17 protein-coding genes are annotated in these 20,045 nt (G+C 71.6%); 8 read left to right on the top strand and 9 right to left on the bottom strand.

Features of this window, described 5'->3' with window-relative positions; all coding sequences use genetic code 11:
- Positions 1–142 precede the first annotated feature (142 nt).
- On the top strand, positions 143–1,303 hold the full coding sequence (locus tag BXA11_RS34315; RefSeq protein WP_208865592.1) for a lytic polysaccharide monooxygenase: 1,161 nt from the start codon (positions 143–145) through the stop codon (positions 1,301–1,303).
- Positions 1,304–1,351: 48 nt separating this feature from the next.
- Here the strand turns inward: BXA11_RS34315 and dxr are convergent, their stop codons facing one another.
- Positions 1,352–2,539, bottom strand: coding sequence for a 1-deoxy-D-xylulose-5-phosphate reductoisomerase (gene dxr, locus BXA11_RS34310; protein WP_076441303.1), 1,188 nt, complete (start codon positions 2,537–2,539; stop codon positions 1,352–1,354).
- Between the two features lie 193 nt (positions 2,540–2,732).
- A complete protein-coding gene (locus tag BXA11_RS45045) occupies positions 2,733–3,353 on the bottom strand; it encodes a hypothetical protein (RefSeq protein ID WP_239105314.1) in 621 nt (206 codons plus the stop codon).
- A 16-nt stretch (positions 3,354–3,369) separates the two neighbouring features.
- Between BXA11_RS45045 and BXA11_RS45040 the strand changes: the two genes are divergently transcribed.
- Positions 3,370–3,906, top strand: coding sequence for a trypsin-like serine peptidase (locus BXA11_RS45040; RefSeq protein ID WP_239105315.1), 537 nt, complete (start codon positions 3,370–3,372; stop codon positions 3,904–3,906).
- 51 nt (positions 3,907–3,957) lie between these two features.
- Positions 3,958–5,076, top strand: a complete 1,119-nt coding sequence (locus BXA11_RS45035) for a trypsin-like serine peptidase (RefSeq protein ID WP_204054068.1) — start codon at positions 3,958–3,960, stop codon at positions 5,074–5,076.
- Positions 5,077–5,127: 51 nt separating this feature from the next.
- Here the strand turns inward: BXA11_RS45035 and ppk2 are convergent, their stop codons facing one another.
- Positions 5,128–6,066: a polyphosphate kinase 2 gene (gene ppk2 / locus BXA11_RS34295; RefSeq protein WP_081904006.1), complete on the bottom strand. Its 939-nt coding sequence runs from the start codon at positions 6,064–6,066 to the stop codon at positions 5,128–5,130.
- Between the two features lie 92 nt (positions 6,067–6,158).
- Complete coding sequence (locus tag BXA11_RS34290) at positions 6,159–7,124, bottom strand: aldo/keto reductase (protein WP_076441299.1); 966 nt, start codon at positions 7,122–7,124, stop codon at positions 6,159–6,161.
- 95 nt (positions 7,125–7,219) lie between these two features.
- On the opposite strand from BXA11_RS34290, the gene BXA11_RS34285 reads away from it, so the two are divergent.
- A complete protein-coding gene (locus BXA11_RS34285) occupies positions 7,220–7,792 on the top strand; it encodes a TetR/AcrR family transcriptional regulator (protein ID WP_076441297.1) in 573 nt (190 codons plus the stop codon).
- Between the two features lie 11 nt (positions 7,793–7,803).
- On the opposite strand, the gene BXA11_RS34280 is transcribed toward BXA11_RS34285, so the two are convergent.
- Complete coding sequence (locus BXA11_RS34280) at positions 7,804–8,895, bottom strand: HAMP domain-containing sensor histidine kinase (RefSeq protein ID WP_076441295.1); 1,092 nt, start codon at positions 8,893–8,895, stop codon at positions 7,804–7,806.
- Entirely contained in the window at positions 8,892–9,545 is a 654-nt protein-coding gene (locus BXA11_RS34275; RefSeq protein ID WP_076441293.1) for a response regulator transcription factor, read from the bottom strand. The genes BXA11_RS34280 and BXA11_RS34275 overlap by 4 nt, the downstream gene beginning before the upstream one ends.
- A gap of 87 nt (positions 9,546–9,632) precedes the next feature.
- Between BXA11_RS34275 and BXA11_RS34270 the strand changes: the two genes are divergently transcribed.
- Positions 9,633–10,988, top strand: coding sequence for a S41 family peptidase (locus BXA11_RS34270; RefSeq protein ID WP_076441291.1), 1,356 nt, complete (start codon positions 9,633–9,635; stop codon positions 10,986–10,988).
- A 24-nt stretch (positions 10,989–11,012) separates the two neighbouring features.
- Here the strand turns inward: BXA11_RS34270 and BXA11_RS34265 are convergent, their stop codons facing one another.
- Positions 11,013–12,458, bottom strand: a complete 1,446-nt coding sequence (locus BXA11_RS34265) for an aldehyde dehydrogenase family protein (protein ID WP_030511997.1) — start codon at positions 12,456–12,458, stop codon at positions 11,013–11,015.
- A gap of 218 nt (positions 12,459–12,676) precedes the next feature.
- Here BXA11_RS34265 and BXA11_RS34260 point away from each other — a divergent pair, with 218 nt between their 5' ends.
- On the top strand, positions 12,677–13,306 hold the full coding sequence (locus BXA11_RS34260; RefSeq protein WP_030511998.1) for a TetR/AcrR family transcriptional regulator: 630 nt from the start codon (positions 12,677–12,679) through the stop codon (positions 13,304–13,306).
- A 28-nt stretch (positions 13,307–13,334) separates the two neighbouring features.
- On the opposite strand, the gene BXA11_RS34255 is transcribed toward BXA11_RS34260, so the two are convergent.
- A complete protein-coding gene (locus BXA11_RS34255; protein ID WP_076441289.1) occupies positions 13,335–15,083 on the bottom strand; it encodes a PucR family transcriptional regulator in 1,749 nt (582 codons plus the stop codon).
- Positions 15,084–15,212: 129 nt separating this feature from the next.
- Between BXA11_RS34255 and gabT the strand changes: the two genes are divergently transcribed.
- On the top strand, positions 15,213–16,571 hold the full coding sequence (gabT, locus tag BXA11_RS34250) for a 4-aminobutyrate--2-oxoglutarate transaminase (RefSeq protein WP_076441287.1): 1,359 nt from the start codon (positions 15,213–15,215) through the stop codon (positions 16,569–16,571).
- 161 nt (positions 16,572–16,732) lie between these two features.
- Entirely contained in the window at positions 16,733–16,981 is a 249-nt protein-coding gene (locus BXA11_RS34245; RefSeq protein WP_030512001.1) for a hypothetical protein, read from the top strand.
- A gap of 142 nt (positions 16,982–17,123) precedes the next feature.
- On the opposite strand, the gene BXA11_RS34240 is transcribed toward BXA11_RS34245, so the two are convergent.
- Positions 17,124–19,991 carry a lectin gene (locus BXA11_RS34240; protein WP_143734686.1) on the bottom strand — a complete coding sequence of 956 codons (2,868 nt, stop codon included), beginning with the start codon at positions 19,989–19,991 and terminating at the stop codon, positions 17,124–17,126.
- Positions 19,992–20,045: the final 54 nt, after the last annotated feature.

Raw genomic sequence — 20,045 nt, 5'->3', positions numbered from 1 at the left:
GAGTCCGAATCGCGAGAGCGCTCTACGCACCACCTGGTCGGTAAGTCAAACGGCTGTCCCCCCGGGCCGACGTGCTCGCGCCGTCGGCGGTGCCGTGCTGCACCACGAGTGCGGCAGCCATGACCACGCGAAAGGGTAGCCCGTGGGTAGACCACGAAGAAAACTGTCGACAGCGACGATCGGCCTGATCGTCGCCGCGCTGTCCGCCCTCGTCTCCGCCGTCGTGATCGCCTCCCCGGCGTCCGCGCACGGCGCCCCGATGATGCCCGGCAGCCGCACCTACCTGTGTTGGAAGGACGGCACGACCTCAAGCGGAGCCATCCAGCCGAAGAACCCCGCCTGTGCGGCCGCGGTCGCCAAGGGCGGGACCAACGCGCTGTACAACTGGTTCGCCGTGCTGCGCTCGGACGGCGCGGGCCGGATGTCCGGCTTCATCCCGGACGGGCAGCTGTGCAGCGGCGGTGCGGTCGTCTACGACTTCAGCGGTTTCGACCTCGCCCGCGACGACTGGCCGGTCACCCACCTGACCTCCGGGGCGACCGTCGAGTTCAAGTACAACAAGTGGGCCGCGCACCCCGGCACGTTCCGGTCGTACATCACCAAGGACTCCTGGAGCCCGACCCGCGCGCTGGCGTGGAGCGACCTGGAGTCGACGCCGTTCGACAGCGTCACCAACCCGCCGAGCGTCGGCTCGGTGGGCACCGAGGACGGCCACTACTACTGGAACGCCCACCTGCCCTCGGGTAAGAGCGGCCGCCACATCATCTACACCGTGTGGCAGCGCTCGGACAGCAACGAGACGTTCTACAGCTGCTCCGACGTCGTCTTCGACGGCGGCAACGGCGAGGTGACCGGCGTCGGCACGGGCAACCCGAGCCCGTCCCCCAGCCCGCGCGTCTCCCCGTCCCCCAGCCCGCGCGTCTCTCCGTCGCCCGGCACCTCCCCCAACACCTCGCCGAGCCCGAGGGTCAGCCCCTCGGCGAGCCCGACCCCCGGCGGCAACGGCGGAGCCTGCTCCGCCACCTACAAGGTCGTCAGCTCGTGGGGCGGCGGATACCAGGGTGAGGTGACGGTGACGGCCGGCTCCTCGTCCATCGGCAGCTGGGCGGTGAGATGGACCCAGCCGAGCGGCAGCACGATCACACAGGTCTGGAACGGCACGCTCAGCCAGTCCGGCAGCGAGATCAGTGTGAGGAACGTGAGCTACAACGGCAGCGTGGGCGCCGGCGCCTCGACCACGTTCGGCTTCCTGGCCAACGGATCGAGCAGCGGTTCCCCGACGCTGAGCTGCTCGACGGCCTGACCCGTCCGCCCGTGGCGCGGCCCGCCTGACCCGGGTCGCGCCAGGGGCTCAGCTCGTCAGCTCGGCCGCCCGCGCCCTCGCCCACGCGTCCGCCGCGAGGACCTCCTCCACGGACGCCGCCGGGCCGGGGGTGTGGGCGGCCACCACGCGTTCCACGGTGTCCACGATGCCGAGGAACGGCAGAGCGCCCTTCAGGAACGCCTCCACGCACACCTCGTTCGCCGCGTTGTAGACCGCCGGCGCGGTGCCGCCCAGGGCGCCCACGTGACGGGCCAGCGCGACCGACGGGAACGCCTCGTCGTCGAGCGGCTCGAAGGTCCAGGTGTGGGCCGTGGTCCAGTCGACCGCCCGCGCCGCGCCGGGCACCCGCTCGGGGTAGGCCAGCGCGAGCGAGATCGGCAGCCGCATGTCGGGCGGGCTCGCCTGCGCGATCGTCGAACCGTCGGCGAACTCCACCATCGAGTGGATGATCGACTGCGGGTGGACCACCACCTCGATCCGGTCGAACCCGATGTCGAACAGCAGATGGGCCTCGATCACCTCCAGGCCCTTGTTCACGAGCGTCGCCGAGTTCACCGTGATGACCGGCCCCATGCTCCAGGTCGGGTGGTTCAGCGCCATCTCGGGGGTCACGTCCGTCAGCTCGGCCCGTCTCCTGCCCCGGAACGGGCCGCCGCTCGCCGTCACCACCAGCCGCCGTACGGCCGCCGGGTCGGCCCCGCCCGGTCCGGCCGCCCACAGACACTGGGCGAGCGCGGAGTGCTCGGAGTCCACGGGGATCATCTGCCCCGGCCCCGCCAGGCGCTTGACCAGCGGACCGCCCACGATCAGCGACTCCTTGTTGGCCAGCGCGAGCACCCGGCCCGCCTCCAGCGCGGCGAGCGTGGAGGTCAGCCCCAGGGCCCCGGTGATGCCGTTGAGCACGATGTCGCAGGGCGAGGCCGCGACCTCCGCCACCCCATCGGGGCCCGCCAGCACCCTCGCCCGCGCGCCCGCCGCCGCCAGGGCCTCGCGCAGCGCCGGCACGGCCGCCGGGTCGGCGACCGCCACCGCCTCGGCACCGAAGTCGGCCGCCTGCCTCGCCAGCAGGTCGACCCGGCCGCCGCCCGCGGCGAGCGCGGTCACGCGGAACCGTCCGGGGGCGTTGGCGACGACGTCGAGAGCCTGGGTGCCGATGGAACCGGTCGAACCCAGCACGACGACAGACCGGGGCTGCGGCAGGGATTGGGAACTCATCCCCTCATTGTCTCCGAGACGGCCCGCGGGCCCGCAACGGCACGCGCCCGTACGGGAAACGGCCGGAGCCGGGAAGGCGGGCGCTGCGCACAAAGATACTGAGGAGAAACAAGCACATATATGCCCGAATCTGCCCATAACCGTATAGGCAGATCGCGAGAAATCCGGTTGAAGGCGTCGCTACTTTCCCGCGTCAGGACATCCCGACACGGAGGTAGCCAGGCATGCACCCCAGGGCACGACGTCTCGCCGTTCTCGCGGTCCCCGCCCTCGCCGCGGCGGGGGTGATGCTCCCCGCCGCGCACGGCGCCGCGGCGACCGCGACAGGAACCACCACGCGGTCGGCCGCAGGCCCAAGGCCCGCCGTGCGCGAGGCCGCCGACACGGCGACGGAACAGCGCACGGTGAAGAAGTTCTGGACCGTCGCGCGCATGGAGGCCGCGGAGCCGCTGGACGCCCCCGGCGCCGGCGACCGGCACTTCGCCGCGGCCGGATCGACGACCGGATCCGCGACCGGATCCACGCCCGCCGACGCGTCGGCCACGGCGTCGGCCAGCGCCTCGGCGGCGCGCCCCGCCACCGTCGCCCCCACCCTGAGCGCCTCCACCTTGAGCGCCGCCGCAACGTCCACCTCGATGTCCGCCGCCGCGGCCCGCGTCTCGTCGCGGACCTCGGGCTCGTCCTGGACGGCGGGCGGGACGGTGGCGAAGACGACGGGGAGGGTGTTCTTCACGGTCACGGCCGGGTCGGACGCCGGGCGGAACGCCTCCTGCTCGGGCACCGCCGTCACCAGCGCCAACAAGAGCGTCGTCATCACCGCAGGGCACTGCGTGAAGCTGAACGGCGCCTTCCACGCCAACTGGGTCTTCGTTCCCGGCTACGACCAGGGCGACCGGCCAAACGGCACCTGGCCGGCGACCACCCTGCTCACCACCGCGCAGTGGAACTCCGGCGAGAACATGAACTACGACGTCGCGGCCGCCGTCGTCGCGCCCCAGGGCGGCAAGAGCCTCACCGACGTCGTCGGCGGCCAGGGCGTCGCGTTCAACCAGCCGCGCGGGCAGCAGACGTACGCGTTCGGCTACCCCGCCGGCGCGCCGTACGACGGATCGAGGCTGGTCTACTGCGGCGGGCGCACGTTCGACGACTACCTCAGCTCCCAGGACCAGGGGCTGAGCTGCGGCATGACCGGCGGCGCCAGCGGCGGCCCCTGGTTCGTGAGGTTCGACACGAGGACCGGCAGCGGCCAGCTCAACTCGGTGAACAGCTTCAAGTACAACTTCGCCTCCTACTGGATGTTCGGGCCCTACTTCGGCCCCGAGGCCGAGGCGGTCTACAACACGGCCCAGAAGACCGCCCTCACCTGATTCACGGAAAGTAGCGGCAAGAACACGCGAGGTGGTCCACACTCGGGAGCCATGACTCCGAGCCTCCCCTTGCTTGCCGTCACCGCCCTCCTCACCGGACTCCCGGGAGTCCCCGCCCCGGGGGTCTCCCCGGTGGGAGACGTCGTGGAACACGTCGCCGGGCACGCCGCCGGCACCTACTGGACGCCGCAGCGGATGGCGGGCGCGGTCCCGATCGGACTGCTGGGGGGCCTGCAGAAGATCACGACCGGCCGGCCCGGCGCCCCATCGGTGCTGCCGCCGGACGCTCCCTCGGGATCGGTGCTGCCACCCGTCGCCCGGACCGCCCTGCCGCCCGTCGCTCACGCCGCCCTGCTGCCGGCCGCCGGAGCGGTCCTCGCCCCCGGCCAGGCGGCGCGCAGGTCCACCGGAACGGCCACGACGAGCACAGCAGATAAGACGAGCAGGACGGCCAGGACCCGGCAGGCGGCGGCGATGCCCCCGGCGACCACGACCGGCACGCGCTGGGCGGCGGGCGGTTCCGTGACGAGGACCACCGGCAGGGTCTTCCTCACGCTGAACGGCGTGGACTTCTCCTGCTCCGCCAGCGCCGTGCGCAGCGCGAACAGGGACCTCGTCGTCACCGCCGGGCACTGCGTCAAGGACGGCGCCGGGGACTGGGCGGAGAACTGGACCTTCGTCCCCGGATACGACGACGGGCGGCAGCCGTACGGCGCCTTCCCCGCACGGCGGATGTTCGTCGCCGGGCCCTGGTCGCGGTCCGGGAACGACGACTACGACGTGGGCATGGTCGCCGTGGACGACCTGGACGACCAGCACCTGACCGACCTGGTGGGCGGGCAGCCCATCGCCTTCGACCCGCCCCGTGCACGCCGGACCTACGGTTTCGGGTTCCCCGCGGATCCCCCCTACGACGGCGAGCGGCTGCTGTACTGCGCGGGCGTCCCCCACGCCGACCCGCAGAGGCAGACCCGCGACCAGGGCCTGCGCTGCGACCTCACGGCCGGGGCCAGCGGCGGGCCCTGGCTCAGCGGCTTCGACCCGGCCTCCGGCAGGGGCACGCTGACGTCCGTCAGCAGCTTCAAGTACAGCAACGACCACCGCACGATGTACGGCCCCTACTTCGGCTCCGCCGTACGCGACCTGTTCCGCACCGCCGAGCGGGCATGACGAACGACGGCCGGGGCCGGCCCCCGCCCGCGGCGGAGGGCCGGCTGAGGGTCAGAACGGCGACAGCGGCTCGGCGTTGTCCTCGTCCACGATGTCGGCGGCGGACCGGACGATCAGGGGGTCGGGCTCGCCCACGACGGAGGCGTCCTTGTCGTCGTAGTCGTACAGGGACAGGACGTAGCGCATCGCCTCCAGCCTGCCGCGCTTCTTGTCGTTGCTCTTGATGATCGTCCAGGGGGCGTCCTCGGTGTCGGTGCTGAGGAACATGTCCTCCTTCGCCCGGGTGTACTCGTCCCACAGGTCCAGCGAGGCGATGTCCATCGGCGACAGCTTCCACTGCCGCACGGGGTCCACCTGGCGGATGACGAACCGGGTGCGCTGCTCGGCCCGCGACACCGAGAACCACAGTTTGACGAGGCGGATGCCGTCGCGCACGAGCATCCGCTCGAACAGCGGCGCCTGGTACATGAACTCCATGTACTCCTCAGGAGTGCAGAAGCCCATGACCCGCTCGACTCCGGCCCTGTTGTACCAGGACCGGTCGAACAGCACGATCTCGCCGGCGGCCGGAAGGTGCTCGACGTACCGCTGGAAGTACCACTGGCCACGCTCGCGCTCGCTGGGCTTCTCCAGCGCCACCACGGTCGCGCCGCGGGGGTTGAGGTGCTCCATGAAGCGCTTGATGGTGCCGCCCTTGCCGGCCGCGTCCCGTCCCTCGAACAGGATGACCAGGCGGCCGCCGGTGTCCTTCAGCCAATACTGCAGTTTCAGCAGCTCGATCTGCAGCAGACGCTTGTGCCGGTCGTACTCCTGCCGGGAGATGCGGTGGTCGTACGGGTAGTGCTCGCGCCAGGTGTCCACCGGGCCACCGTCGGCGCGCACGAGGACGGGATCGTCGTCATCGTCGTCCAGCACCATCAGCCCCGGCGTACGGCGCAGCAGCTCGACTCCGTCGGGATGCTCCCCTACCTGCGGTGATACTTCCGGCATCTCAGGCGTCCCGTTCACTCGGCCAGCATGTCCGCGGACGTCCCGCTGCCCCGCGCCGGGTCTCGTACACCCGGCGCCGCCGTTCGTGTCCCTCAGCGGGAGATCTCGTCGAGATGGGCGGCGACGTCGGACGGCAGGACGAGCTCGAGCCCGGCGAGGTTGCCGCGCAACTGGTCGAGCGTGCGCGGGCCGACGATGACCGAGGTCACCTCCGGCCTGCTCCGCACCCAGGCCAGCGCCACGGCCGCCGGGGCGACGCCGAGCTCCGCGGCGGCGTCGGCGACGTGCCCGGCGATCGCGAGGTTGGACTCGGTCAGAAAGCCCTCGGCCCAGGTACGGGCCGCGGGGATGGGCGACGCCATGAGCCGCCCCAGCCGGGTGTCGGCTCCGGGGGTCTCACCGCTGCGGTAACGGCCGCTGAGCACGCCGCCGCCGAGGGGCGACCAGACGAGCGTGCCGAGCCCGTGCCGCAGGCAGACGGGCAGGATCTCCGCCTCGATACCCCTGGCCACCAGCGAGTACTCCGGCTGGAGGCTGACGAACGGCGTCCCGCCCACGCGCTGCGCGGCCCACTGGGCCTCCACGATCTGGGCCGCGGTGAAGTTCGAGCAGCCGATGTACCGCACCTTGCCGGACCGTACGAATCCGTCCAGAGTCGCCATGGTCTCCTCGATCGGAGTCGAGTCGTCCCAATGGTGGCATTGGTAGAGGTCGATGTGGTCGGTCCCGAGCCGGCGCAGGCTGTCCTCCAGCGCCCTGGTGAGGTGGGCCCGGGACAGCCCGCGGTCGTTGGGCCCGGACCCCTGCGGCAGGAACGCCTTGGTGGCGAGCACCACCTCGTCCCGCCTCCCCCGCACGGCCCGCCCGACGATCCGCTCCGCCTCGCCGCCGGTGTAGGCGTCGGCGGTATCGATGACGTTCCCGCCCGCCTCAAGGAAGGCGTCCACGATGCGGGTGGCCTCCGTCTCGCCGCACCCTCCGGGGGCGCCGAAGTTCATCGTGCCGAGGCCCGCCGTGGAGACCCGAAGTCCCGACCGGCCGAGCGTTGCGTACTCCATCACGTATTCCCCCGTAGTATCAGGAACATCTGTTCCGGTTGATTCGGGACGATACGGAACACGTGTTCCGGCTGTCAAACGCGACGAGGAGGACGATGAGCGGCGAAGTGAGGCCCCGGCGTGCGGACGCGCAGCGCAACCGGGAGCGCATCCTGGAGGCGGCCGAAGCCGTGCTGGCCCGCGAAGGGACATCCGCGTCCGTGCGCGCGGTCGCCGGGGAGGCAGGGGTGGGGCTCGGCACGATCTACCGGCACTTCCCCACTCAGGAGGCGCTCTACCAGGCGGTGATCGTCGACCGTACGCGACGGCTCCTCGCGGAGGCGGACAGGCCGTCGCCGGATCCGGGCACGGCCTTCCTCACGTTCCTCGAGCGGATCGTGGTGCACGCGGCCCAGAAGAAGACCGCCGCCGACCTGCTCGCCGGGTCCGGCGTCGACCCCAAGGCCGGGACGGCCGACGTCAGCCGCGACATGCGGCAGGCGATCGGGAGGCTGCTCACGGCCGCGCAGGAGGCGGGCGCGGTGCGGCCCGACCTCCGGGCGCCCGAACTGCTGGCCCTGCTGTGCGGGGTGTGCCTGGCGGCCGAACGCGACGAGTGGAGCGACGAACTGCGCCGACGCGCCCTCGACGTCCTCTTCGACGGCCTACGCCCCCGCCCCTTGTCCTAGGGCGACCGCTGTCATGTGACGCCCGCCGGGAACGTCACGGCCACCTCGAGGCCGCCGCCGGGATTCGGACGCGCCCGGACGGCCGCCCCGTGCGCCGTCGCGATCGACGCGACGATCGACAGCCCGAGCCCGGCGCCCTGTCCTCGCGTCGTGTGCAGGCGCCGGAAGGGCGCGAAGAGCTCGCCGAAGCGTTCGGCCGGCACCTCGGGACCGGTGTTGCGGACCGTCAGCACGCCTCCGGCGAGCGTCACCTCGACGGCGCCGCCGGGGTGGTTGTAGCGCACGGCGTTGTCGACCAGGTTGGTGACGAGCCGACTGAGCAGGACCGGGTCGCCGTGGACGGTGAACGGTTCGATCCGCGCCGCGACGGTCACCTCGCCGCGGTCCGCCTCCGCCAGGACCAGCCGTACGACCTCGTCCAGGGGCACCGGGCTCCGCCTCTCCAGGCCGTGCTCGGCCTGGGAGAGGACCAGCAGGGCGTCGATGAGGCCCTCGATGCGGTGGTTGTGGAGCAGGAGCGTGTCGCGGATCTCCCCGACGTCCTCGGGGAGGCCGACCTCGATCGCCGTCCGCTGCACGGCCAGCGGAGTCCGCAGCTCGTGGGAGGCGTTCGCGATGAACCTCCGCTGCCCCTCGACCGAGCGCTCCAGCCGGTCGAGCATGGCGTCGAAGGTGTCCGCCAGGTCCTTCAGCTCGTCGCGCGGCCCGGTGAGGGCGATCCGCTCGTGCAGAGTGGACAGGGACAGCCGCTGCGCGGTGGCGGTGATCCGGTGGACAGGCCGCAGGATCCGCCCCGCGATCAGCCATCCCACGACCACCGACACCAGGGTCAGGGCTCCGATCGCCAGCGCGCTCACGTCCCACTGATAGTGGATCACGTCCCTCGCCAGCTCGGACAGGGGCGGGAGCCGCTCCACCCCCGACCCGAGGAGCGGGGCGGCCGGGGCCGCCGGGGCCTCTCCCGCGGGAGACGGGAAGAAGCGCTCGATCCGCGCGTGCAGCGCCTGTCGCAAGAGCGTGTTGACGATGACCAGCAGCACGACGGAGGTGAGCAGGAAGAGCCCCGAGTAGATCAGCGTCAGCCGGACCCGGACCGTCGTCACAGCAGGTATCCGGCGCCGGGGACGGTCTGGACGCACGGCGGGTCGCCCAGCTTCGCGCGCAGGCGGCTGACCACGACCCGCACCACGGTCGTGAAGGGGTCGGCGTTCTCGTCCCACGCCTCCTCCAGGAGCCGCTCGGCGCTCACCACGGCGCCATCCGCCCGCATCAGCACTTCCAGGACGGCGAACTCCTTGAGCGACAGATGCAGATGCCTGCCGTCCCTGGACGCCTGGAGCCGATGCGTGTCGAGCACGATCCCGTGCCGGGTCAGCACCGGGGGCACCTGGTCCCGGCTGCGCCGTCCCAGCGCCCGCACCCGCGCGACCAGTTCGGTGAAGTCGAAGGGCTTGGGCAGGTAGTCGTCGGCTCCCATGCCGAGCCCGGCGACCCGCTCCGGCACCGACGACGCCGCCGTCATCATCAAGATCCGCGTACGGCTCCCGCGCGCCACCAGCTCACGGCACACGAGGTCGCCGTGCAGCCCGGGCAGGTCGCGGTCGAGCACGAGGACGTCGTAGTCGCTCACCGCCAGCCGCTCTGCCGCCGCCGCCCCGTCGTACACGACGTCGACCGCCATGGCCTGGCGGCGCAGGCCCATCGCGACGAGGTCGGCCAGATCGCGCTCGTCTTCGGCCACGAGAATCCGCATGCGATCGTGGTACCCGAAGCGGGGTAACAGCGGCGTTAACGGTGTCGTTCACGGCCGCGCAACCCGCCGGCGGCCACGCTGACCGACATGATCAGAGCTCTCTGCGCCGCCGTCCTGCTGACGGCCGTCCCCCTGTCCGCCTCCCTCCCGGCCCCCGCCGCGCGGGCCGGCACGATGCCACTGCAGGCCACGACGGGCGCCGCGTGTGCGCGGATAACCGCGCCGCCGCCCGAGTCCGCGCCGCCGACGTCGGTGAACACGCTCCGGCAGGCGTACGAGTGCGTGCTGGACAACTACTACAGCGGGCCCACGCTGGACTCGAAGGTCCTGCTGCGGGACGCCCTCGCCGCCTACACCCAGGAACTGATGCGCCGCGGGGCCGACAGGCCCGGCCTCCGCCTGCCCGCGCTGACGGGGAACCGCGACGCCGACTGGGCCGCGTTCGCCGGCATGGTCGGCGCCGGCGACCCGGAAGCGCTGCGCGCCGCGATCACCGGCATGGTCGCGGGGCTCCACGACGACCACGCCAGGGTGGAGCGCATCACTCCCCCGTCGGGCGACGGACCGGTGGGGACGGGCATCGCCGGCCTGTCGGCCGCGCAGGGCCCACGATTGGATCCGGCCGCCCGGCCGCCCCTGTTCATCACCCGCGTCCTGCCCGGCAGCCCGGCGGACAGGGCCGGCGTCCGGCCCGGCGACATCGTCGAGAAGGTCGACGGCATACCGGCGTTCATCGGGGACAAGGTGAACCAGAGCCTTGTCGACGCGTTCGCCTCCGGCACCGTACGGCTCACGCTGAAGCGGCCCACGACGGGACGGGTCCGCACCGTGAAGCTCACGGAGGGTCCCCTCGAAGAGCAGGAGCGGGCGGTGACGTCGAAGGCGCTCCCCGGAGGCGTCACCTACGTCAAGGTGCCCGGCTTCTTCGAGGGCGCGGCCGACCAGGTCATCGCCGCGCTGAAGGACACGTCCACGACCGCGGTCATCGACCTGCGCGGCAACGGCGGCGGGTCGCCGCGCGAGGTGACCCGGCTGCTCGGCGCGTTCGCGCACGGCAAGGTCACGAGCTACTTCTGCCCGCTGAAGGGCGACTGCACGGCCAACCGCACCGACGACTCGGTCCCGCTGCTCGGGCTGCGCCTGGTCGTGCTCACCGACCGCGCGTGCGCCTCGGCCTGCGAGGACTTCAGCGCGGCCGTGAAGGACAACGACCTGGGCACTCTGGTCGGGACCCGCACCGCGGGGGCCGTCTCCGGGCCGGCCGAGGCCTACCTTCTCGACGACAACAGCGTGCTGCTGCTGCCCAGGGTCCGGCACCTCGGCCCGGCCCGGGAGCTCATCGACACCGTCGGCGTCCCCGTCGACCACTACGCCCCCATGACGGCCCTCGACCTGGCCAAGGGCCGCGACCCCGGCCTCGCCAAGGCGCTGAGTCTCCTCTGAACGGGGCCCCTCGGACGCTTGGTTCTACAGCGTGAGTCCGGTGAGCACCATGACCTTCTCGTAGGTGAAGTCCTCCATGGCCGAGCGCAGCCCCTCGCGGCCCACGCCCGACTCCTTCACTCCGCCGTACGGCATCTGGTCGGCCCGGTAGGACGGCACGTCGCCGATGATGACGCCGCCGACCTCGAGCTCGCGGTTGGCCCGGAAGGCGACGTCCAGGCTGCGGGTGAAGACCCCGGCCTGCAGGCCGTACCGGGAGTCGTTGACCGCGGCGAACGCCTCGTCGACCGAGGCGACCCGCTGCACGATCATGACGGGCCCGAAGACCTCCTCGCAGGCCACCTTCGCGCCGGAGGGCACGTCGGCCAGCACGGTGGGGGCGACGGTCGAGCCTTCTCTGGTGCCGCCCGCCAGCAGGCGCGCCCCGGCCGAGACGGCCTCGTCGACCCAGCTCTCGACGCGGATCGCGGCGGCCTCGCTGACGAGGGGACCGACCTGCGTCTTGTCGTCCGCGGGGTCGCCGATCACGAGCGAGCCGACGGCGGCGACGAGCTTGTCGGTGAACGCGTCGGCGACCGCGTCCTCCACGATCACCCGCTGCACCGCGATGCAGCTCTGGCCTGCCTGGTAGTTGGAGAACAGCGCCACCCGGCTCGCCGCCCAGTCGAGATCGGCGTCGGCCAGCACGACCGCGGCGGCGTTGCCGCCGAGTTCGAGCGTGACGTGCTTGCGCGGCACGCTGTCCATGATCGAGTAGCCGACCGGGCCGGAGCCGGTGAAGGAGACGACCGGCAGCCGCGGGTCCTCCACCAGGGCGGACGCCCGGTCGTTCGGCACCGGCAGCACGGAGAACATGCCCTCGGGCAGATCGGTCTCGGCCAGGATGTCGCCGAGGACGAGCGCCGACAGCGGGGTCGCGGGCGCGGGCTTGACCACGATGGGCGCGCCCACGGCGATCGCGGGAGCGACCTTGTGGGCCACCAGGTTGAGCGGGAAGTTGAACGGCGTGATCGCCAGCACCGGGCCGTACGGCACGCGCGAGACGTAGGCGAGGCGCCCCTGCGCCGCGGGCTCGGTGTCGAGCCGCTGCACCTCGCCGCTGAAGCGGCGGGCCTCCTCCGCGCCGAAGCGGAACGTCGAGATCGCACGGCCCACCTCGCCGCGCGCCCAGAAGATCGGCTTGCCGTTCTCCGCGCTGATCAGACGGGCGATCTCCTCGGCGCGCTCGGTCAGCCGGCGGGCCACGTGGGCCAGCGCCTCGGCGCGTACGTGGATGGGCAGCGCGGCGGCCTGCTTGCGCACGGCGTCCGCGGCGGCCACCGCCTGCTCGACCTGCTCGGGGGTCGGCACCGAGTGGACGCCGACGACCCGGCCGTCGTGAGGATTGGTCACGGCCTGCTCGGCGTCTCCCGTCGCGGGACGCCCGGCGAGCCAGAAGGGGCGGGGTTCGGAAGTGCGGCCTACGTCCATGTCTTCACGCTATGCCCCCTGGTGCGAGCCGGTCGCTACTCCGGACAGGCCAATCGTCGCCCCCCGTCACGCCATCATGGACAACTTCTCAGATGTCACAGATGCGCGGCAATTTCATGATGTTTTCTGTTTCATCGCGGTTTGAAAGTCGAGCGGCATGGTTAAGTCATCATCCGGGTCTGTCGCGGGACCCCCAATATGAGAAGGGCTCGTCGCTGATGGGTACGCCGGCGCCGCTCGGGCTTCAGGGTGCCTACGCACGCGGCCATCGCAGCAACTACGACGAGCTGCGCACCCGTCTCCTCGACGTCGCCAACGACCTGCTCACCAGGGCCGGGCCGGAGAGCCTCACCGTGCGCAGGATCGCCGCCGAGGCGGGCTGCTCCACCCAGGTCATCTACACGATGTTCGGCAGCAAGGAGGGCCTGGCCGAGGCCCTCTATCTGGAAGGCTTCGAGCGGTTCCGGCGCAGGCTGGAGGCAGTGCCGCAGCGCAGCGACCCGCTGGAGCACCTGAGCCTGCTCGGTCCGGCCTACCGGGAGGCGGCGCTGGCCGAGCCCGGCTACTACAGCCTCATGTTCGAGCGGGCCATCCCCGGCTTCGTGCCGAGCGAGCGCGCCCGCACGCTCGCGAGGGCCGCGCTCAACATCGTCGACCGGGTGATCGCCGACTGCATCTCCGCAGGTCACCTCGTGCCCACCCAGCCGAGGAAGATCGCCGATACCCTGTGGGCCGCGGCTCAGGGCGCGCTCAGCCTGGAACGTGCCGGGCATCTGCCCGACGGCAAGACGTACGAGATCGTCACCGAGGCCGCCATCCGCGCCTTCCTCGCGCGCCCCTCGGCCTGACCCGCGTCCCAGGCACACCTGGCCGGCGTCACAGGCACAGCGCGATCCACAGCTCGGCCCGGACCGCGGGATCGTCCAGATCGCGCCCGAGCAGCTCGCTCACCCGCTTCATCCGGTATCGCAGCGTGTGCCGGTGCACGCCCAGGCGCTGGGCGGCGGCGTCCCAGTGGCCGTTGCTGGCCAGGTAGGCGCGCAGCGACTCGACCAGGTCGGCGCGCGAGCCGTACTCGCGGAGCGGCGCGAGGATCGCCGCCGCGAACGACGCGGCGGCGGCGGGATCGAGCAGCGACAACAACCCGCGCCCGGCGAGCTCGCTGAAGCGCGCCACCGGCGACGCCGAGACGAGCGCCCGCCGCGCCTGGTCGAGGGCCCGGTCGAGGGCCTTATCCGGGACTCGGTCGGGGACGCGATCGGGGATGCGATCGGAGAGACGGTCGGGGCCCCGATCGAAGGCACGGTCCGAGACGCGATCGGAAACAGGATCGGAGACGCGGTCGGGTCCGGTGGCGGGAAGCGGGCGGGACGCGCCCCGGTCCGCCGGTCCGGCCGCGGCAGGTTCCACACGGCTGTCCATACGGCTGTCCATACGGCTGTCCACGCGGCTCTCGGAACGGACGATCTCCACACCGGGCGCGCTGACGCCCACCCGGCCGTGCTGTGCGGCCAGCGCGACGACCTCGTCGGCGTGCGCGTCCGGGGCCAGCACGACGAGCAGCCCTTCCCAGGACGCGGTGAAGGTCGTCACGGCCGCGGAGGCGCCGCGCGGGCCGGGCGCCGCGCCGGTCAGGGCCTCGGTCAGCGCCTCGGGATCGGAGGTGTCGCAGGCGAGGACCGTAACCGGCTCCCCCGGCAGCCGCAGGCCCAGGGCCGCCAGCGTCTCCGCTGCCGCCCGTGTCTCACCGGCCAGCAGCAGCCGGAGCACCGCCGACCGCACCCGCGCCGCCGCCGACCGCTGCTCCCTGCCCTGTTCCAGCGCCAGTGTCAGCAGGGACCCGGCGGCGTTGACGACCGTGTGCGCGACGGGCGTGAACGGCCGGGGCGACCCCACCGCGAAGAACCCCCTCCGGCCCAGCGGCTGGACCACGACGTGCTCGTCCGGGGTCGACAGGGCGAGGCTCGCCAGGGACGGCGCGCTCCGCAGCCGGGCGATCTCGGGCGCGAGCGACCGGGCCGCCTCGCACGCCCAGTCCCCCGCCGCGCCGCGACTGTCACCGGGGCCGGCATGACGGCCGGTCGCGTCGGCGGCGTGCCGTACGTCGCCCGCGGGGTCGAGCAGCACCGCCCACCCGCCGATCTCCCTGGCCAGCCGGTCCACCACGGCCACCGGCCCCTGCCGCTGGAGGGCGGCGCGGGTGAGCCTGCCCTGCGCCGCGAACGCGCGGCTGATCTCCTCGTACTGCTCCCCCGCGAGCAGGTCGCTGACGGCCTTGCCGATCGCGATGAAGGGGGTGGCCCTCGGCACCTCGACCAGCGGCAGCCCGGCGGCCTCGGCCGCCTCGGCGAAGGCGGGCGGCACGGCGTCGTGACTCAGCCCCACCCCGAACCCCAGCCCGGTGACGCCGCGGGCCACGAGCCGGGAGACGTACGGCACGGCGTCGCCGCCGGACAGGCGCATGCCGGTCGTGAGCACCAGCTCGCCGCCCTCCAGGAACGGCGTGGGGTCCTCCAGCTCGCTCACCGCGACCCAGCGGACGGGGCGGTCGAGAGCGTCCCGCCCGGCGAGAACCTCCAGGTGGAGCGGTACGATCGCGGTGATCCGGCGCAGCGTGGGTGGCACTGCTCTTCCCCCCGAACAGCCGGTCTTTCTCCCCGGACGGCCGGCTTGTCCTCACCGGCCAAAAGTACGCCTTCATTCTGACATAGCGGCATATCGGCTGATGGCAGTGACGGCCGTACCGTCGGAGATATGAGCACTGCCACCACGCACGGCGGCCCGCAGCTTCCGCAGGAGCGCCGCCTCGTCACCGAGATCCCCGGCCCGCGGTCGCGCGAGCTGTTCGCGCGCAAGCAGTCCGCCGTGCCTCCGGGCATCGGCACCACGCTGCCCGTCTTCGTGACCCACGCGGGCGGCGGTGTGATCGTCGACGTGGACGGCAACTCGCTGATCGACTTCGGCTCCGGCATCGCCGTCACCAACGTCGGCAACGCCGCCCCCCGGGTCGTCGAGCGCGTGCAGAAGCAGGTCGCCGACTTCACCCACACCTGTTTCATGGTCGCCCCGTACGAGTCGTACGTCACGGTGTGCGAGAAGCTCAACGCGCTCACGCCCGGCGACCACGAGAAGCGGACGTTCCTGGTCAACAGCGGCGCCGAGGCCGTCGAGAACGCGGTCAAGGTCGCCCGGCACGCCACCGGACGGCAGGCGGTCGTCGTCTTCGACCACGGCTACCACGGCCGCACGCTGCTGACGATGACGCTGACGGCCAAGAGCATGCCGTACAAGCACGGGTTCGGGCCGTTCGCGCCCGAGGTGTACCGGGTGCCGCTCGCCTACCCGTTCCGCTGGCCGACCGGCCCGGACAACTGCGCCGAGGAGGCCGCGGCCCAGGCGATCGACATGATCAGCAAGCAGATCGGCGCGGAGAACGTGGCGGCGGTGCTCATCGAGCCGATCGCGGGCGAGGGCGGCTTCATCGAGCCGGCCCGGGGCTTCCTGCCGAAGATCGTCGAATTCTGCCGCGCCAACGGCATCGTCTTCATCGCCGACGAGGTGCAGACGGGCTTCGCCCGCACCGGCCACATGTTCGCCTGCGAGGACGAGGGCATCGTCCCGGACATCATCACCACCGCCAAGGGCATCGCGGGCGGTCTTCCGCTGGCGGCCGTGACCGGCAGGGCCGACCTGCTCGACCACGTCCACAGCGGCGGCCTCGGCGGCACGTACGGCGGCAACCCGCTCGCCTGCGAGGCGGCCCTGGGCGTGCTGGAGACCATCGAGCAGGACAAGCTCGTCGAGCGCGCCCGGCACATCGGCGAGACCATGCTGCCCCGCCTGCGCGCCATCCAGGAGCACAACCCGATCGTCGGGGACGTGCGCGGGCGCGGCGCGATGATCGCGGTCGAGCTCGTCGTCCCAGGGACCAAGGAGCCCTATCCGGCCGCGGAGATCGCGCGCAGGTGCCACGAGCAGGGACTGCTGGTGCTCACCGCCGGCACGTACGGCAACGTGCTGCGCTTCCTGCCCCCGCTGGTGATCCCGGACCACCTGCTGGAGGAGGGCCTCACCATTCTGGAAAAGGCGCTCAACGTGGACCAGAACGTTTAACAAACACCAAAAGGGGCACCCGGTCTGTTCCGAGGTGTCCCTTTTGTTGTTGTACGGCTTGCGTTATGCCTCGATTTAACCATCGCTTGGCCCGACTCGCGCCGATCACGAAGGGTAACCGCGTTATAACGGTTCCGATAGGCGATCGAGGGGGGACTTTGATGGGCTGGAACCCGAACGGCGCCGAGCGGCTCATGCTGACGTTCGACCCTGCCGGCCTCACCATCACGCAGCGCGACGGCGACGCCTGCGTCGTCTGCCACAAGAAGTGGCCCCGTCCCCGGATCAAGGTCGGCACGCTGCCCGACAACGCCCCCGTCCACGCCTGCGACGACTGCGCCGAAGCCCTGTTGCCCGCCCCCGAGGGCAAGGTGCCGCTGCCCCGCCGCTCCCGGGCGGCCATGTCCTGACCCCGGTTCGCGGGCGGAAGGCCGTGGCCGACGATGAGCACCGACTCGTCGTGGCCACGGCGATCCTCAAGCAGGCACGGCTGGACGCCCAGCACACCCCCGCCGCTCCGCCGCCGAGCAGCGCGCAGGCGAGACAAGCGGTTCAGCCCCAGAGGGCCGAGTTGCCGAAGCCGGCGGGCTCGCTCTCGCCCGCCGCTCCGGCCGTGTCGACGGTCGTGATCGTGATGGCGACGTCGGGCAGTCCCGCCGACTTCGCCGTGACGGTGGTCGTGCCGGCGTAGTAGGAACGGAACTCGATCGCCGCCTTCCCGTTGAAGGCCGAGACGTTCGGGGTGAAGGTGTACGACTTGCCGCCGGGCAGGATTCCCGGGCCGCTGGTGACGGTCAGCGTGACGGTGCGGGTGTCGTTGACCCAGGCTCCCGACGAGTTCCGCATCGTCACCACGAGCTGGGTGTCCGTGGTGCCGTCGTCGGTGATCGTCGTCGGGGAGTACTTCCCCGCCTCCAGCGTCATCCGGGTCGCCGTCCCGCTCGTGGACTGTTCGCGGGCCACGGGCGTGGGGTCGGCGACATCGGTGATGCCTGTCCACCTCGACTTGTTGGCCCGGTACCAGTACCACTGGTCTTTCGGCAGCCGGTAGTAGTCGATCATGCCCATCCGGGCGAAGGCGGCGCTCATGATCGTGCCATGGTCGAAGCCCGCCCAGATGGCCAGTCCGGCGCTTCCGGTCGTGAGCCTGAACCTGGTGCCGTCGGACGGATCCGCCACGTCACCGTACGTGGGACCGTAGGTGCCGGGCCGATCGGAGGTGTACGACCCGTACTCCGAGACGACGTTCGGCATCCACGTATTGGTGATCTTCCCCCCGTCGCCGTTGTACCCGGCGACGTCAGAGACCGAGAGCTGGTCGAGTGAGCTGCGTTGCACGCCACCCAGCCCGGCCTTGCGCGTCGGATCGAGCTGGTGGGAGTAGTCGCGCATCTTGCTCACCAGCGCCTTGGCGTTGCTCAGCGTGGATGAGGAGGTGAAGAACACCTCGTTTCCCATCGACCAGTTGATGATCGAGGGGTGGTTGCGGTTGACCCGGATCATGTCGCGCAGGCCGTCCATGGCGCTCTGCTCGAAGGCCGCCTGGTCGGCCGTCTTCTGCGGATAGCCGTCCGCCTGGTAGTCGTTGACGGTGCCGCTCGGCGTGGGCTCCCTGCCGGCGGTCGCGGTCGCCCAGAAGGTGGCCTCCGACCAGAGCATGACGCCGAGCCTGTCCGTGGAGTCCGCGAAGGACGGGTCGTGGGGGTAGTGCGAGCCCCGGATGAAGTTCATCCCGGCCTCACGGATGTAGCGGACGTCGCGGTCGAATCCCGAGTTGGTGACGGCGTTGCTCCAGCCGCCGTGGTCCTGGTGCACGTCCGCCCCGACGAGCAGCGTCTTGACACCGTTGAGGTAGAAGCCGTCCACCTTCCACTGTGCGCTCCGGAAGCCGAACGTGGTGTCGTAGCTGTCGACGACGACCCCGTCGTGGACGGCCCCGTCCGGGGTGCGGTCGACCACCAACGATGTGGTCACGGTGTAGAGCGCGGGGTTGTCCGGCGCCCAGAGGTCGAGACCCTGCAGCATCGCGGAGGTGTTCGCCAGGGATCCGCTCAGCGCGTCGAGCGTCGTCGTGGCCGCGGCGCCGAGCGTCCGCACGGGCGAGTCGAACGTCGCCAGCACGCCGGCCGATCCCTGCTTGCGCACCTCCTGGCGTGCGTACACGTCGACCGCGGAGGAACCGTCGTTGCGGACCTCCGTCTGCGCTCTGACGTTGGAACGGCGGGCGGCGATGTTCGCGCGAAGGTCGGTCTCGCTCGGATACTGCGACAGGTCGATGTTCCGGTAGTACGCGGAGTTGCCGGTGTCCCAGGCCGGGTTGGTGAGCGCCGGGGTGGTCACGAAGGTCCCGTACCAGGTGACGTGGACGTTGTCGGTGACGTTCAGGTAGACGTCACGGTAGAGGCCGCCGCCGAACTGGTGGTCGCCCGTCCGAGGGGCGAGGTCCGGCTGCCACCGGTTGTCCACGCGCACCGCTATCACGTTGTCGCCGGTCCGGATCGCGTTGGTGATGTCGAAGGCGAATCCCGTATAGCCGCCCCGATGCGTGCCTGTCTTGGTTCCGTTGACCCACACATCGGTGACCGAGAACGCGCCCTCGAACTCGAGCTCGACGCGCTTGCCGCCCCAGGACGAGGGAACGGTGACGTGCTTGCGATACCAGCCCGCACCCACGTAGAAGTTCTGCCCGCCGGTGGAGCCGCCCACGTTGTACGGGGCGTCGAAGTCGTGCGGCAACGCCACGGGGACCCATCGCGAATCGTCGAAGCCGGTGTTCTGCGCCCCTGTCACATCCGAGCGGATGAACTTCCACCCCCGGTCGAAGTCGACCTTCTGCCGTGAGCTCGAACCGGTCGGCGGGCTGCTCGACGGCGAAGGCGACGGGGTGGGGGAGGCGGACGGCGTCGGGCTGGGGCTGCCTCCGGCGGTGCTCCACCTCTGGTTGGCCTGGCCGCTGCAGGTCCACAGGATGACCGCGGTCCCGTTGGCCGTGCCGTTGCCGTTCACATCCAGGCACAGACCCGACTGCACGCCCGTGACCGACCCGTCGGCGTTCTGCCGCCACTTCTGGTTGTTCTGTCCGTTGCACGACCAGATGACCACCTTCGTGCCCGGCGAGGTCCCTCCGCTGTAGGCGTCCACACACCGTGTGCCGGTGAACGTCCGCAGCTCACCGGCCGAGGTGAACTCGAACGCCTGGTTGGCCTGCCCGTTGCAGTCCCAGATCTGCAGGGCGGTGCCCGGCGCGTCGCTGTTTCCCGCCACATCCAGACACCGGCCCGAGGCGGCGCTGACCAACGACGACGACGCCGCCGCCTCCGCCGGCGTCGCCCATGCCAGCGCCGCCACGAGCATCGTCACCATCGCGGTGGCCATCGCGGCCGGCCACGCCTTCGTACGTACGTGCGTGGGGGAATGCAACGATCCTCCTGAAGGTCCGAGCGTGACCGCGGGGGCGGCCAAGCGGTGTCGTCG

The organism is Microbispora rosea (assembly GCF_900156315.1).
Classification (GTDB): domain Bacteria; phylum Actinomycetota; class Actinomycetes; order Streptosporangiales; family Streptosporangiaceae; genus Microbispora; species Microbispora rosea.
Note: the sequence above shows the minus strand (reverse complement) of the source record. Positions and strands in the feature narration are given on the sequence as shown.